Source organism: Streptomyces beijiangensis (assembly GCF_017315755.1).
GTDB lineage: Bacteria > Actinomycetota > Actinomycetes > Streptomycetales > Streptomycetaceae > Streptomyces > Streptomyces beijiangensis.
The window spans coordinates 23,712-38,231 of record NZ_JAFLRJ010000091.1 but is presented as its reverse complement, the minus strand read 5'-3'; the positions used below and the strand labels follow the sequence as shown (position 1 = coordinate 38,231).

The window sequence follows — 14,520 nt, the reverse complement described above, 5'->3', positions numbered from 1 at the left end:
AGGCCACGCCGGACCAGCCGGAGCTCGCAGCGAAGCTGCAGCGGGCCGGCTGGTCCGGCGTGGCCTGGCGCAATCTGACGGGCGGGATCGTCGCGCTGCACCGTGGCACCAAGAGCTGAAGGCGTTAAGGCGTTAAGGCGTTACAGCTACAGGGTCAGCAGGTAACGGTGGCCCCGCTCCTGCGACTTCGGCAGGACGAAGGTCTCCGCGAGGTCCATGCCGAGCCGCCGCGTCACCGCGATGGAGCGCTCGTTACGGGCGTTGACCATCGCGTGCACCTGTTCGACCCCCGCGTCCCGCACCCGCTCCAGGGTGGTGCGGGCCGCGGCGGTGACGTACCCCTTCCCCCAGTACTGCCGGCCGAGCCGCCAGCCGATCTCGATCTCGCCCACCGGGCCGAACTCCGGGTGCGGCCACGGCTGGGCGCCGGTGAAGCCCACGGCCGTGCCCTCCGCGTCGACCATCGTCCAGAGACAGAAGCCGTGTTCGGCGTCGTGCCTGCGCTGGCGGGCGGTCAGTTCCTCGTACACGGAGAGCTCGGCGTTCTTTCCGCCGTGGAACTCCATCACCTCCGGATCGGCGAAGAGCCGGTGCCAGGCGAAGGCGTCCTCCTCGGTCGGTACACGCAGCGCTACGGCAGGCAGAGCGGCAGACTGGGTCACTTCGTACTCACCCTTCGGAATTCCGATCACGGGACCCCCATAGACTGCCCATGACCGGTGCCGATCGGCACGCGAATTCGAGTCTTCGGGAGAACCCGCCGTGACCGAGCCCCTCTCCGAACACAGTGCAGATGTGATCGTCGTCGGGGCAGGCCCAGCCGGCTCCACCACTGCGTACTACCTGGCCAAGGCCGGCCTCGACGTACTTCTCCTGGAGAAGACCGCCTTCCCGCGCGAGAAGGTCTGCGGCGACGGCCTCACCCCGCGCGCCACCAAGCAGCTCGTCTCGATGGGGATCGACATCTCCGAGGAGGCGGGCTGGCTGCGCAACAAGGGCCTGCGCATCATCGGCGGCGGTGTGCGCCTCCAGCTGGACTGGCCGGAGCTCGCCTCCTTCCCCGACTACGGTCTGGTGCGCAAGCGCGACGACTTCGACGAGCAGCTGGCACGGCAGGCGCAGAAGGCAGGCGCCCGGCTGCACGAGCGCTGCAACGTCGGCGCCCCGATCATCGACGACCGCACGGGCCGCATCACCGGCGTCCACGCCAAGATGGGCGAGGAGAAGACGCCCGTCACCTTCCACGCGCCGCTCGTGGTCGCCGCCGACGGCAACTCCACGCGTCTGTCGGTCGCGATGGGCCTGCACCGCCGCGAGGACCGCCCGATGGGCGTCGCGGTCCGTACGTACTTCACCTCGCCCCGCCATGACGACGACTACCTGGAGTCCTGGCTGGAGCTGTGGGACCGGCGCGGCGAGCAGGACCGGCTGCTGCCCGGCTACGGCTGGATCTTCGGCATGGGCGACGGCACCTCCAACGTCGGCCTCGGAATTCTCAACTCCTCGTCCGCCTTCAAGGAGCTGGACTGGCGCGAGGTGCTGAAGGCCTGGTGCGCCTCGATGCCGGCGGAGTGGGGTTACGTACCCGAGAACATGACGATGCCGATCCGCGGCGCCGCCCTGCCGATGGCCTTCAACCGCCAGCCGCACTACACCAAGGGCCTGCTGCTGGTCGGTGACGCGGGCGGTCTGGTGAACCCCTTCAACGGGGAGGGCATCGCATACGCCATGGAATCAGGGCAGATCGCCGCCGATGTGATCGTCCAGGCGCACGCCCGGGCGACCGACGCGCAGCGCGAACTGGCGCTGCAGAGCTACCCGAAGATTCTCAAGGAGACCTACGGCGGGTACTACACGCTGGGCCGCGCTTTCGTGAAGCTGATCGGCAACCCGAAGGTCATGAAGATCGCGGCACAGCGCGGTCTGACGCACCCGGTGCTGATGAAGTTCACGCTGAAGATGCTGGCGAACCTGACCGACCCGACGGGCGGCGACGCGGCGGACCGGATCATCAACGGCCTCTCGAAGGTGGCTCCGAAGGCCTGAGCGGCCACGCCAGGTCCGTGCCGGGGGGCAAGTCGCGCCCCGGGCTGTACGCCGGCCAGCGGCCTGTTTCCTGCCCTCTGCCGCATACCGAAGGGCCCGTACCCCGAGCGGGGGATACGGGCCCTTCGGGCATTTCCGTACAGATCAGGTGGTGCTCAGAGAACGCGGACCGCGCCGGTCGGCTGGTCGTAGTCGAGCGGGCGCTCGACGACACCGGTGCTGGAGTTCTGCGCGCCGACGAAGTTGCCGCCGCCGACGTAGATCGCGACGTGGTAGGCGCTGCCTGCCGAACCCCAGTAGAGGATGTCGCCGGCCTGCAGGTTGGACAGCGAGACCTGGGTGCCGACGGTCGACTGGTCCTGCGAGACGCGGGGCAGGTCGACATTGACGGACTTGTACGCGGCCTGGACGAGGCCGGAGCAGTCCCAGGAGCTGGAGCCCGTGCCGCCGGAGACGTAGGCGTCGCCGATGTGGGACTTCACGAAGCTGACGATCGACGCGGCGGAGCCGGACAGGCCCGCGGTGGAGACCGAGGAAGAAGAGGAGGAAGAGGAAGACGTGGTGGAGGCGGAGAGCGTGGTGCGCGCGGAGGAACGCGAGGCGCGCTCCTCGGCCGCGGCCTTCGCCTTGGCCTTCGCTTCGGCCTTCTTCTTGGCTTCGGCCTTGGCCTTGGCGTCAGCGACGTCCTTGGCCTTCTTGGCGTCCTTGGCCGCGTCCTTGGCTGCGGCGTCCTGCTGGGCCTGCTGCTGGAGCTCTGCGGCGGCCTGCTGGGTGGCGTCGGCGGAAGCGGCTGCGGCGGGAGCGAGACCGGAGGTGAGAACGGGCATCTCGATGGTCTCGGTCACCGGCTCGGCAGCGTTCGCCGGGAGAGCGGCGCCGGCTACGGCGATGGCAGTGAGGACGCCACCGGTAACTCCGGCGCGGACCGCTGCCGTCGCGGCGTTTCGGCGGGGCTTCCGGTGGCTGGGTATGTGAGCGGTGTGGGACATGAGAACTACGGCTATCAGGGGTTTGCGGTTGCCATCAAGAAACGTGTGTTGCGCCACAGTTACGTCCGGAGCGGCCCAATCCGCCTCCTGACGGCCCTTATTGACGCCGTAACGGGCAATTCGGGCATGCCCGATCCCCGCCGTGAACAGGGGTTTCTGTAATACGCCCGAATTGCCCGGTGCTTACCATCCGTTCACACGGTTGGCCAAGCCCCGTTTCATGACGCCCTTATTCGTGTGACGCAGGTCACCGGATGACCGTCCGTCAGCCGCCTGTGAACTCGCGAACACACTCGCGCGTCCACCTTCGTCGCCCGGACTCCCTCGCGCGGGTGAGTCCGGGGCTTCTACCACCCGTCGCGGTCCATCGCCAATTTGCCTGCAGTGGCCATCACTTGATAGAGCCGCACGCCTCCGACCAGCGGCAACACTCCCAGATGTCACGACTAGTGATCACTCAGGCGCTTCGCGTATGAAGATCACCGCTCATCCGACTTCATGATCCTTCGTCAGGTGGTGGAGATCACAAAGGCGTTGTTGTAACCCGTGTCGCAGATCACAGACCGGCAGGCATAGGATGCGGGGCAGCCGGGCTTGTGACCTGCTTCACATATTCGCGATCTTCGTCGAGTGGGCGGGACGCGAGAGCCCGTTGCGGTCCAACGGTCAAGGACGACTGGAAGGAGCGAGGAGCGTGAATGCCTACGCGCCCATCCTCGTGCTCGGCGCTCTCGGGGCGGGCTTTGCGATCTTCTCCGTGGTCACGGCCACGCTGGTCGGTCCCAAGCGCTACAACCGGGCGAAGCTCGAGGCGTACGAGTGCGGTATCGAACCGACGCCAACACCGGCCGGAGGCGGCCGCTTTCCCATCAAGTACTACCTGACGGCGATGTTGTTCATCGTCTTCGACATCGAGATCGTCTTCCTCTATCCCTGGGCGGTCACCTTCGACTCCCTGGGGATTTTCGGGCTCGTGGAGATGCTGCTCTTCGTGCTCACCGTCTTCGTCGCCTATGCGTATGTATGGCGGCGCGGCGGGCTGGAATGGGACTGAGGGGCTGAGGGGCACACCAATGGGACTCGAAGAGAAGCTGCCGAGCGGTTTCCTGCTGACCACTGTCGAACAGGCCGCTGGCTGGGTACGGAAGTCCTCCGTCTTCCCTGCCACCTTCGGCCTGGCCTGTTGCGCCATCGAGATGATGACGACGGGTGCCGGGCGGTACGACCTCGCCCGATTCGGCATGGAGGTCTTCCGCGGATCGCCGCGGCAGGCGGACCTGATGATCGTGGCAGGGCGGGTCAGTCAGAAGATGGCGCCCGTCCTGCGGCAGGTCTATGACCAGATGCCGAACCCCAAGTGGGTTATCTCCATGGGGGTTTGCGCCTCTTCGGGCGGTATGTTCAACAATTACGCAATTGTTCAGGGTGTTGACCACATTGTACCGGTAGATATCTATTTGCCCGGTTGCCCGCCGCGTCCCGAGATGTTGATCGACGCGATCCTCAAGCTCCACCAGAAGATTCAGAGCTCCAAGCTCGGGGTCAATCAGGTGGAGGCTGCACGCGAGGCGGAGGAAGCGGCCCTGAAGGCGCTCCCGCTGATCGAGATGAAGGGGCTGCTGCGGTGACCGACGCAACTGAGCAGAACGCCAACGGCGTCCCGGCCCAGCGCGACGACTCCGGTGAGGTCATCCGCGTACGGAAGGGAATGTTCGGCGCCAACAACGGCGGCGACACCTCCGGCTACGGCGGCCTCGTCCGGACCGTGGCCCTGCCCGGGGCCACCGCCAGGCCCTACGGCTCCTACTTCGACGAGGTGGCCGACGAACTCGAAGGCGCCCTCGAAGAACAGGGACTCGTCCCCGAGAACGCCATCGAGAAGACGGTCGTCGACCGCGGCGAACTCACTTTCCACATCGCCCGCGAGCACCTGCTGACCGTGGCGCGCACCCTGCGCGACGATCCGGCACTGCGCTTCGAGCTCTGTACGGGCGTCTCCGGCGTCCACTTCCTCGAAGACAAGGGCCGCGAGCTGCACGCCGTCTACCACTTGCGCTCGCTCACCCACGGTCGGCTGATCCGGCTGGAGGTCTCCGCGCCGGACACGGACCCCCGCGTCCCGTCCCTGGTCGCGGTCTACCCGACCAACGACTGGCACGAGCGCGAGACCTACGACTTCTTCGGGCTGATCTTCGAGGGTCACCCGGCTCTCACCCGGATCATGATGCCGGACGACTGGCCGGGCCACCCGCAGCGCAAGGACTACCCCCTGGGCGGCATCGCCGTCGAGTACAAGGGCGCCCAGATCCCGGCTCCGGACCAGCGGAGGTCTTACAGCTGATGTCTACTTCACATGCTTCCGCACGCGAGACGACCGAGGGGACTGTATATACAGTCACCGGCGGCGACTGGGACGAGGTCGTCCAGGCGGCGGCCAAGGCCGACGACGAGCGCATCGTCGTCAACATGGGCCCCCAGCACCCGTCCACCCACGGCGTGCTCCGCCTGATCCTGGAGATCGACGGCGAGACCGTCACCGAGGCCCGCTGCGGCATCGGCTATCTCCACACCGGCATCGAGAAGAACCTCGAATTCCGGAACTGGACGCAGGGCACCACGTTCGTCACGCGCATGGACTATCTGACGCCCTTCTTCAACGAGACGGCCTACTGCCTCGGCGTCGAGAAGCTCCTCGGCATCACCGACGACATCCCCGACCGCGCGACGGCCATCCGCGTGCTCCTGATGGAGCTCAACAGGCTCTCCTCCCACCTGGTGTGCATCGCCACCGGCGGCATGGAGCTGGGAGCCACGACGATCATGATCTACGGCTTCCGGGACCGTGAACTGATCCTCGACATCTTCGAGCTGATCACCGGCCTGCGGATGAACCACGCCTTCGTCCGTCCCGGAGGACTGGCCCAGGACCTGCCCCCGGGCGCTGTGGACCAGCTGCGCGAGTTCGTGAAGACGATGCGCAAGAACCTCCCCGAGTACGACAAGCTCGCCACCGGGAACCCGATCTTCAAGGCCCGTATGCAGGACGTCGGCTATCTGGACCTGGCCGGCGCCATGGCCCTGGGAGCGACAGGACCTGTCCTGCGCTCGGCCGGACTCCCGCACGACCTGCGCAAGACCGACCCGTACTGCGGCTACGAGACCTACGACTTCGAGGTCCCGACCGCCGACAGCTGCGACTCCTACGGCCGCTTCCTGATCCGGCTGGAAGAGATGCGCCAGTCGCTGCGGATCGTCGAGCAGTGCCTGGACCGCCTCGAGCCGGGCCCGGTCATGGTCGCCGACAAGAAGATCGCCTGGCCCGCGCAGCTCGCGCTCGGCCCTGACGGACTCGGCAACTCCCTCGATCACATCAAGCAGATCATGGGCACCTCCATGGAGTCCCTGATCCACCACTTCAAGCTGGTGACCGAGGGCTTCCGGGTCCCCGCCGGACAGGCGTACGCAGCGGTCGAGTCCCCCAAGGGCGAACTCGGCGTGCATGTCGTCTCCGACGGCGGCACCCGCCCGTACCGGGTCCACTTCCGCGACCCGTCCTTCACCAATCTGCAGGCCATGGCGGCGATGTGCGAGGGCGGCCAGGTCGCCGACGTCATCGTCGCCGTCGCCTCCATCGACCCTGTGATGGGAGGCGTCGACCGGTAATGACGGATGTCTCACTGGGCATGCCCCAGCTCCCTGCCCCCGAGTACCCGGCCGATGTGCGCGCCAGGCTCGAAGCGGACGCCAAGGAAGTCATCGCCCGCTATCCCGACAGCCGCAGTGCCCTGCTGCCGTTGCTGCACCTCGTGCAGTCGGAGGAGGGGTACGTCACGCGGACCGGTGTCCGCTTCTGCGCCGGTCAGCTGGGCCTGACCACCGCCGAGGTCACCGCCGTCTCCACCTTCTACTCCATGTACCGCCGGAAGCCCTCCGGCGACTACCAGGTCGGGGTGTGCACCAACACCCTCTGCGCGGTCATGGGCGGCGACGAGATCTTCGAGGAGCTCAAGGAGCACCTCGGCGTCGGCAACAACGAGACCACTGCGGACGGCAAGGTCACGCTCGAGCACATCGAGTGCAACGCGGCCTGCGACTTCGCGCCGGTGGTGATGGTCAACTGGGAGTTCTTCGACGACCAGACCCCCGCCTCCGCCAAGCAGCTCGTCGACGACCTGCAGGCGGGCCGCCAGGTCGAACCCACCCGGGGCGCTCCTCTCTGTACGTACAAGGAGACCGCCCGGATCCTGGCCGGATTCCCCGACGAGCGCCCCGGCGCCGTCGAGGCGACCGGCGGCGCGGGCCACGCCTCACTGATCGGTCTGCGTCTGGCCAAGGGCGAGACCCCGGCGCCCCGGGTCGTGGCTCCGCGCGGCGAAGCCCCGCAGGACGCACCGCCACAGCCCGGTGCCGAGCACCTCAGCTCGCATGACGCACCGCAAGAGACCTCGGCCTCCGACCCGGCGAACCCGGCCGGACCTGTCGCCGAGGAGGGGGAGTGATGACCGTGGCCACCGAGATCGAAGGAAACGGGAACGGAAGCAGCCCGGAGAAGCTGCTCGCGCCCGTCCTCTCGGCCTTCTGGGACCAGCCCAACTCCTGGACCCTGGAGACCTACAAGCGTCACGACGGGTACGAGGGCCTGAAGAAGGCCCTCGCCATGGCGCCCGACGACCTCATCGCGTACGTGAAGGACTCGGGACTGCGCGGCCGTGGCGGCGCAGGCTTCCCCACCGGAATGAAATGGCAGTTCATTCCGCAGGGCGATGGAAAGCCGCACTATCTAGTTGTCAACGCTGACGAATCGGAGCCCGGGACCTGCAAGGACATCCCGCTCCTCTTCGCCAATCCGCACAGCCTCATCGAGGGCATGATCATCGCGTGTTACGCGATCCGGTCGAGCCACGCATTCATTTATCTGCGCGGTGAAGTCGTCCCCGTACTGCGGCGGTTGCACGAGGCCGTCCGTGAGGCCTACGCGGCGGGCTACCTCGGCGAGAACATCCTGGGCAGCGGGCTCAACCTGGAGATCACCGTGCACGCGGGCGCGGGCGCGTACATCTGTGGTGAAGAGACCGCACTGCTCGACTCGCTCGAAGGCCGCCGTGGCCAGCCGCGACTCCGTCCTCCTTTCCCTGCCGTCGCGGGCCTTTATGCATGCCCCACTGTTGTCAATAACGTGGAGTCCATCGCCTCGGTTCCCGCAATCCTGACCAAAGGCAAGGACTGGTTCAAATCGATGGGGAGCGAGAAGTCCCCCGGCTTCACGCTCTATTCGCTGAGCGGGCATGTCACCAACCCCGGTCAGTACGAGGCACCCCTCGGCATCACCCTGCGCCAGCTCCTCGACATGAGCGGCGGAATCCGCGAAGGCCACCGCCTCAAGTTCTGGACACCGGGCGGGTCTTCGACCCCGATGTTCACCGAGGAACACCTCGACGTGGCCCTCGACTACGAGGGTGTGGGCGCGGCAGGTTCGATGCTCGGCACCAAGGCGCTCCAGTGCTTCGACGAGACGACGTGCGTGGTGCGTGCCGTCACCCGCTGGACCGAGTTCTACGCCCACGAGTCCTGCGGCAAGTGCACGCCCTGCCGCGAAGGAACGTACTGGCTCGTCCAGTTGCTCCGTGACATCGAGGCGGGCAAGGGGCAGCTCTCCGACCTCGACAAGCTCAACGACATCGCCGACAACATCAACGGCAAGTCGTTCTGCGCGCTCGGGGACGGCGCCGCGTCGCCGATCTTCTCCTCGCTCAAGTACTTCCGCGAGGAGTACGAGCAGCACATCACCGGCAAGGGCTGCCCCTTCGACCCGGCCAAGTCGACCGTCTGGGCCGACCGGTCCGCCCGCACCACGGAGGTGAACGCATGACCGTGCTGAATCCCACGAGCGGCTCCGCCGCGGGCAAGCGCTCCTCCGGAGGCGGCGAGGCGGCGGTACCGCCGGAAGACCTCGTCTCGCTGACGATCGACGGCATCGAGATCTCCGTCCCCAAGGGGACCCTGGTTATCCGTGCCGCCGAGCTCCTCGGCATCGAGATCCCGCGCTTCTGCGACCACCCCCTCCTCGACCCCGTAGGCGCCTGCCGCCAGTGCATCGTCGAGGTCGAGGGCCAGCGCAAGCCGATGGCTTCCTGCACCATCACCTGCACCGACGGCATGGTCGTCAAGTCGCAGATCACCTCGCAGGTCGCCGAAAAGGCCCAGCGCGGGGTGATGGAACTCCTCCTCATCAACCACCCGCTGGACTGCCCGGTCTGCGACAAGGGCGGCGAGTGCCCCCTGCAGAACCAGGCGATGTCCCACGGCGGCGCCGACTCCCGCTTCGACGGCAAGAAGCGGACGTTCGAGAAGCCCGTCCCGATCTCCACCCAGGTCCTCCTCGACCGCGAGCGCTGCGTGCTCTGCGCCCGCTGCACCCGCTTCTCCAACCAGGTCGCGGGCGACCCGATGATCGAGCTGATCGAGCGCGGCGCGCTCCAGCAGGTCGGCACCGGCGAGGGCGACCCCTTCGAGTCGTACTTCTCCGGCAACACCATCCAGATCTGCCCGGTCGGCGCGCTCACCTCGGCGGCGTACCGCTTCCGCTCGCGCCCCTTCGACCTGGTCTCCTCGCCCTCCGTCTGCGAGCACTGCGCGGGCGGCTGCGCGACCCGCACCGACCACCGGCGCGGCAAGGTCCTGCGGCGGCTCGCCGCCAACGACCCCGAGGTCAACGAGGAGTGGATGTGCGACAAGGGACGTTTCGGCTTCCGTTACGCACAGCGCCCCGACCGGCTGACCACTCCGCTGGTACGCAACTCCGAAGGCGTCCTGGAGCCGGCGAGCTGGCCCGAGGCACTGGAGGCCGCCGCCCGCGGACTCTCCGCCGCGAGGGGCCGCACCGGCGTCCTCACCGGGGGCCGCCTCACGGTCGAGGACGCCTACGCCTACGCCAAGTTCGCGCGGATCGCCCTCGACACCAATGACGTCGACTTCCGTGCCCGCGCCCACTCCGCCGAGGAGGCCGACTTCCTGGCCGCCCGGGTCGCGGGCCGCGGACGGGACCTGGACGGCAGCGGGCTCACGTACACGACGCTCGAAAAGGCCCCCGCGGTCCTCCTGGTCGGGTTCGAGTCCGAGGAGGAGGCGCCCGGCGTCTTCCTGCGGCTGCGCAAGGCGCACCGCAAGCACGGCCAGCGCACCTTCTCCCTCGCCTCGCACGCAACGCGCGGACTGGAGAAGGCGGGTGGCGTACTGCTCCCCGCCGCACCCGGCACCGAGACCGAGTGGCTGGACGCCCTGTCCGGCGGCGTCGGACTCGACGCCGAAGGCCAGAAGGCGGCGGAGGCCCTGCGGACCGGGGGCGCGGTGATCGTCGTGGGCGAGCGGCTGGCCGCCGTCCCCGGAGCGCTGACCGCGGCAGTACGTACTGCCGCCGCCACCGGCGCCACCCTGGTGTGGATCCCGCGGCGGGCCGGCGAGCGCGGCGCGGTGGAGGCGGGTGCGATCCCGTCGCTGCTGCCCGGTGGCCGCCCGGCCACCGATCCGCGGGCCCGCGAGGAAGTCGCGTCGGCCTGGGGGGTGCGCGAACTGCCGCACCGCTACGGACGCGACACCGGTCAGATCCTCGAGGCCGCCACCTCCGGCGAGCTGAGCGCCCTGCTCGTCGCAGGCGTCGAGACGGCGGACCTGCCGGACCCGAAGCGGGCGCTCCAGGCGCTCGACGAGGTCGGCTTCCTGGTCTCCCTGGAGCTGCGGTCCAGCGAGGTCACCGACCGCGCCGACGTCGTCTTCCCGGTGGCCGCGGTCGCCGAGAAGCCCGGCACCTTCCTCAACTGGGAGGGCAGGGCGCGGATGTTCGAGGCCGCGCTCAAGCCGGAGCAGATGACGCGCCGGCTGGCCCCCGCGGACTCGCGTGTCCTGCACATGCTGGCCGACGCCCTGGACGTCCACTTCGCGCTGCCGGACATCAAGTCCGTACGTACCGAGATGGACCGCCTGGGCGCCTGGGAAGGCCGGCACGCCGACGACCCGATCGAGTCGGCCCTGCAACTGCCACGCCCCTCCGAGGGCGAGGCCGTTCTCGCAGGTCACCGTCTCCTTCTCGACCAGGGAAGGCTCCAGGACGGCGACGAGGCCCTGGCAGGCACCCGTCATACGGCGGTCGCCCGCCTCTCCGCCGTCACGGCGGCCGAGACCGGGGTCAAGGACGGCGATCTCCTCGCCGTCACAGGACCCGCGGGCGCTCTCCAACTCCCGCTGCAGGTGACGGACATGCCCGACCGCGTGGTCTGGGTCCCGCTCAACTCGGTGGGCGGGGGCGTGCCCACGGATGTCGGGGCCCGCCCGGGTGATCTGGTCAGACTTTCCGCCGCACCTGCCGCCCCCGCCGCACCCGCGACCGCCACAGAGGTGGAGGTATGACCCACTACTACCTCGCGGCAGAAGATCTCTCCATGTTCGGCCGCGACCCCTGGTGGCTCGTCGTCGTCAAGGCCGTCTTCTGCTTCGCGTTCCTGATGATCACCGTGCTCTTCTCCATCGTGTGGGAGCGCAAGGTCGTCGCCTGGATGCAGCTGCGGATCGGCCCCAACCGGCACGGTCCCTGGGGCATGCTCCAGTCGCTCGCCGACGGCATCAAGCTGATGCTGAAGGAAGACGTGATCGTCAAGCGGGCGGACAAGGTCGTCTACGTCCTTGCTCCGATCATCGCCGCGATCCCGGCCTTCATGGCGATCGCGGTGATCCCCTTCGGACCGGCCGGCAACGAAGTGTCGATCTTCGGCCAGCGCACCACGATGCAGCTCACCGACCTTCCGATCGCGATGCTCTACATCCTCGCGGTCGCCTCGGTCGGCATCTACGGCATCGTGCTCGCCGGCTGGTCGTCCGGGTCGACGTACCCGCTGCTCGGCGGCCTCCGCTCCTGCGCGCAGATGATCTCGTACGAGATCGCGATGGGCGCCGCCTTCGCCTCGGTCTTCCTCTACTCGGGGTCGATGTCGACGTCGGCGATCGTCGATGCGCAGAAGGACCGCTGGTTCATCATCCTGCTGCCGGTCTCCTTCATCATCTACATCATCACGATGATCGGTGAGACCAACCGCGCCCCGTTCGACATGCCGGAGTCCGAGGGCGACCTGGTCGGCGGCTTCAACACCGAGTACTCGTCGATCAAGTTCGCGATGTTCATGCTGGCCGAGTACGTCAACATGGTCACCGTCTCCGCCGTCTCGGCCACCCTCTTCCTGGGCGGCTGGCGGGCGCCGGCGCCGATCTCCACGTACTGGGAGGGTGCGAACCACGGCTGGTGGCCGATGCTCTGGTTCGTCATCAAGGTGCAGCTGCTGCTCTTCTTCTTCATCTGGCTCCGCGGCACGCTGCCGCGTGTGCGCTACGACCAGTTGATGAAGCTGGGCTGGAAGGTGCTCATCCCGGTCTCGGTGGTGTGGCTGATGCTGGTCGCCACCGTGCGGGCGCTGCGCAACGAGGACTACGCCTTCAACCAGATCGTGCTGTACGTCGGCGGGGCGGTCGTGGCGATCCTGCTGCTCTCCTTCGTCGTGGACATCTTCCGCGACAAGAAGGAGCGGAGCGAGGTGGCCGAAGAGGCCGCGTCCGACGCCGCGTTCGACCCGATGGCGGGCGGATTCCCCGTACCGCCGCTGCCCGGCCAGAGTCTTCCACCGGTGCCCAGGCGGCGCCCGCGCAGGGAGCGGGAGTTGATTGTCAGTGGTGGGGGCGACACTGTGAGTGACGGAAAGGAGGCGGACGATGCCTGACGGATCTTCCCCCTGGCAGAACCCTGTGGCCGGCTTCGGCGTGACCTTCAAGGCCATGTTCAAGAAGCGGCTGACCGAGCAGTATCCGGAGCAGGAGAAGACGACGGCGCCGCGCTTCCACGGGCGGCACCAGCTCAACCGGCATCCGGACGGACTGGAGAAGTGCATCGGGTGCGAGCTGTGCGCCTGGGCCTGTCCGGCGGACGCGATCTATGTGGAGGGCGCGGACAACACCGAGGAGGAGCGTTACTCCCCGGGTGAGCGGTACGGCCGCGTCTACCAGATCAACTACGCCCGCTGCATCCTCTGCGGACTCTGCATCGAAGCCTGCCCGACCCGGGCGCTGACGATGACGAACGAGTTCGAACTGGCCGACAGCAGCCGCGAGAGCCTGATCTACACCAAGGAGCAGCTGCTCGCCGGTCTGGACGAGGGCATGGTCGAGTCGCCGCACTCGATCTTCCCCGGGACGGACGAGCAGGACTACTACCGGGGTCTGGTGACGGAAGCCGCTCCCGGCACGGTGCGCCAAGTGGCCGTCTCCAAGGGCGAGTCGGCGACGGAGCCCGCCGAAGAGGGGGTGGAGGCATGACCGGCCTGGCTGCGGCTGCGACCACCACCTCGACAGGCGAGGCCTTGCAGTTCTGGGTGCTCGGCACGGTCGCCGTCATCGGCGCGCTCTCCACGGTCCTGATGAGGAGGGCCGTTCACAGCGCGCTCTGTCTCGCCGGAACCATGATCATCCTGGCGGTCTTCTACCTCGCCAACGGTGCGTACTTCCTGGGCATCGTCCAGATCGTCGTCTACACCGGCGCGATCATGATGCTCTTTCTCTTCGTCGTCATGCTGGTCGGTGTCACGGCCGCGGATTCGCTGCAGGAGACCATCAAGGGCCAGCGCTGGCTGGCGGTCGCCTGCGGGCTCGGCTTCGGAGTGCTGCTGATCGCGGGGATCGGGAACGCCTCGCTCACGCACTTCAACGGCCTGGGCCAGGCCAACGCCGCTGGGAACGTACAGGGCCTGGCGACCCTCATCTTCACCAAGTACGTCTTCGCCTTCGAGATCACCGGCGCCCTGCTGATCACGGCCGCCGTCGGCGCGATGGTGCTCACGCACCGCGAGCGCACCGAACGGGCCGCGACCCAGCGGGAGATGTCCGAGGCGCGTACGCGCTCCAGCCATCTGCCGCCGCTGCCCGCCCCCGGCGTGTACGCCCGGCACAACGCGGTGGACGTCGCAGGACTGCTCCCCGACGGCACGCCGTCGGAGCTCACCGTCATGCAGACGCTGCGCCAGCGCGGTCAGATCCGGGATGTGTCGAGCGAGGCGCTCGCCGATCTCAAGGCGCTGGAGCAGCGCTCGGAGGACCGCCTCGGACGCGGCCATGACAGCAGCCCCCGGGAAGAAGAGGAGGCGGCCAAGTGAACCCGGTCAACTACCTGTACCTCGCCTCACTGTTGTTCACCATCGGTGCGGCCGGGGTGCTGATCCGGCGGAACGCGATCGTGGTCTTCATGTGCGTGGAGCTGATGCTCAACGCCTGCAACCTCGCGTTCGTCGCCTTCTCCCGTATGCACGGCAACCTCGACGGCCAGATCATCGCGTTCTTCACGATGGTTGTCGCCGCCGCCGAGGTCGTGGTCGGGCTCGCGATCATCGTGTCGCTCTTCCGTGCCCGTCACTCGGCCTCGGTCGACGATGCCAGCCTGATGAAGCTGTAAGGG

The 14,520-nt window shown here is 67.8% G+C and carries 15 protein-coding genes; 13 read left to right on the top strand and 2 right to left on the bottom strand.

Going from position 1 to position 14,520, the window contains the following annotated elements; translation table 11 throughout:
• Positions 1 to 119: class I SAM-dependent methyltransferase (locus J0695_RS10225; RefSeq protein ID WP_206961583.1), on the top strand; the 119-nt coding region annotated here is incomplete at its 5' end.
• A gap of 27 nt (positions 120 to 146) precedes the next feature.
• On the opposite strand, the gene J0695_RS10220 is transcribed toward J0695_RS10225, so the two are convergent.
• Positions 147 to 662, bottom strand: coding sequence for a GNAT family N-acetyltransferase (locus J0695_RS10220; protein ID WP_307798534.1), 516 nt, complete (start codon positions 660 to 662; stop codon positions 147 to 149).
• Positions 663 to 762: 100 nt separating this feature from the next.
• Here J0695_RS10220 and J0695_RS10215 point away from each other — a divergent pair, with 100 nt between their 5' ends.
• Complete coding sequence (locus J0695_RS10215; RefSeq protein ID WP_206961578.1) at positions 763 to 2,046, top strand: geranylgeranyl reductase family protein; 1,284 nt, start codon at positions 763 to 765, stop codon at positions 2,044 to 2,046.
• A gap of 155 nt (positions 2,047 to 2,201) precedes the next feature.
• Here J0695_RS10215 and J0695_RS10210 read toward each other — a convergent pair whose 3' ends face one another.
• Positions 2,202 to 3,035 carry a C40 family peptidase gene (locus J0695_RS10210; RefSeq protein WP_206961577.1) on the bottom strand — a complete coding sequence of 278 codons (834 nt, stop codon included), beginning with the start codon at positions 3,033 to 3,035 and terminating at the stop codon, positions 2,202 to 2,204.
• Between the two features lie 694 nt (positions 3,036 to 3,729).
• Here J0695_RS10210 and J0695_RS10205 point away from each other — a divergent pair.
• Genes J0695_RS10205 through nuoK form a run of 11 tightly spaced genes read left to right on the top strand, consistent with a single transcriptional unit; the run spans position 3,730 to position 14,517 of the window.
• The gene (locus J0695_RS10205; protein WP_206961576.1) at positions 3,730 to 4,089 is read left to right on the top strand and encodes an NADH-quinone oxidoreductase subunit A; all 360 of its coding nucleotides are present in this window, start codon (positions 3,730 to 3,732) and stop codon (positions 4,087 to 4,089) included.
• 19 nt (positions 4,090 to 4,108) lie between these two features.
• Complete coding sequence (locus J0695_RS10200) at positions 4,109 to 4,663, top strand: NuoB/complex I 20 kDa subunit family protein (RefSeq protein WP_206961575.1); 555 nt, start codon at positions 4,109 to 4,111, stop codon at positions 4,661 to 4,663.
• On the top strand, positions 4,660 to 5,376 hold the full coding sequence (locus J0695_RS10195; RefSeq protein WP_206961574.1) for an NADH-quinone oxidoreductase subunit C: 717 nt from the start codon (positions 4,660 to 4,662) through the stop codon (positions 5,374 to 5,376). Before J0695_RS10200 ends, J0695_RS10195 begins: the two co-directional genes overlap by 4 nt.
• A complete protein-coding gene (locus J0695_RS10190; protein WP_206961573.1) occupies positions 5,376 to 6,698 on the top strand; it encodes an NADH-quinone oxidoreductase subunit D in 1,323 nt (440 codons plus the stop codon). The genes J0695_RS10195 and J0695_RS10190 overlap by 1 nt, the downstream gene beginning before the upstream one ends.
• 20 nt (positions 6,699 to 6,718) lie before the next feature.
• A complete protein-coding gene (gene nuoE / locus J0695_RS10185; RefSeq protein WP_206961581.1) occupies positions 6,719 to 7,534 on the top strand; it encodes an NADH-quinone oxidoreductase subunit NuoE in 816 nt (271 codons plus the stop codon).
• Positions 7,531 to 8,904 (top strand): NADH-quinone oxidoreductase subunit NuoF, encoded by a 1,374-nt coding sequence (nuoF, locus tag J0695_RS10180; protein ID WP_206961572.1) that lies wholly within the window; start codon positions 7,531 to 7,533, stop codon positions 8,902 to 8,904. Before nuoE ends, nuoF begins: the two co-directional genes overlap by 4 nt.
• Positions 8,901 to 11,438 (top strand): NADH-quinone oxidoreductase subunit G, encoded by a 2,538-nt coding sequence (locus J0695_RS10175; RefSeq protein ID WP_206961571.1) that lies wholly within the window; start codon positions 8,901 to 8,903, stop codon positions 11,436 to 11,438. Before nuoF ends, J0695_RS10175 begins: the two co-directional genes overlap by 4 nt.
• Entirely contained in the window at positions 11,435 to 12,796 is a 1,362-nt protein-coding gene (gene nuoH, locus J0695_RS10170; RefSeq protein WP_206961570.1) for an NADH-quinone oxidoreductase subunit NuoH, read from the top strand. The genes J0695_RS10175 and nuoH overlap by 4 nt, the downstream gene beginning before the upstream one ends.
• Positions 12,789 to 13,388 carry an NADH-quinone oxidoreductase subunit NuoI gene (gene nuoI, locus J0695_RS10165; protein ID WP_206961569.1) on the top strand — a complete coding sequence of 200 codons (600 nt, stop codon included), beginning with the start codon at positions 12,789 to 12,791 and terminating at the stop codon, positions 13,386 to 13,388. The genes nuoH and nuoI overlap by 8 nt, the downstream gene beginning before the upstream one ends.
• Positions 13,385 to 14,221: an NADH-quinone oxidoreductase subunit J gene (locus J0695_RS10160; protein WP_206961568.1), complete on the top strand. Its 837-nt coding sequence runs from the start codon at positions 13,385 to 13,387 to the stop codon at positions 14,219 to 14,221. The genes nuoI and J0695_RS10160 overlap by 4 nt, the downstream gene beginning before the upstream one ends.
• Complete coding sequence (gene nuoK / locus J0695_RS10155; RefSeq protein WP_206961567.1) at positions 14,218 to 14,517, top strand: NADH-quinone oxidoreductase subunit NuoK; 300 nt, start codon at positions 14,218 to 14,220, stop codon at positions 14,515 to 14,517. Before J0695_RS10160 ends, nuoK begins: the two co-directional genes overlap by 4 nt.
• Positions 14,518 to 14,520 lie beyond the last annotated feature (3 nt).

Coding starts and splice junctions, on each gene's coding strand:
- J0695_RS10210 (WP_206961577.1), bottom strand. CDS start 3,035: ATGTCCCACACCGCTCACATACCCAGCCACCGGAAGCCCCGCCGAAAC.
- J0695_RS10200 (WP_206961575.1), top strand. CDS start 4,109: ATGGGACTCGAAGAGAAGCTGCCGAGCGGTTTCCTGCTGACCACTGTC.
- J0695_RS10190 (WP_206961573.1), top strand. CDS start 5,376: ATGTCTACTTCACATGCTTCCGCACGCGAGACGACCGAGGGGACTGTA.
- nuoE (WP_206961581.1), top strand. CDS start 6,719: ATGCCCCAGCTCCCTGCCCCCGAGTACCCGGCCGATGTGCGCGCCAGG.
- J0695_RS10175 (WP_206961571.1), top strand. CDS start 8,901: ATGACCGTGCTGAATCCCACGAGCGGCTCCGCCGCGGGCAAGCGCTCC.
- nuoH (WP_206961570.1), top strand. CDS start 11,435: ATGACCCACTACTACCTCGCGGCAGAAGATCTCTCCATGTTCGGCCGC.
- nuoI (WP_206961569.1), top strand. CDS start 12,789: ATGCCTGACGGATCTTCCCCCTGGCAGAACCCTGTGGCCGGCTTCGGC.
- J0695_RS10160 (WP_206961568.1), top strand. CDS start 13,385: ATGACCGGCCTGGCTGCGGCTGCGACCACCACCTCGACAGGCGAGGCC.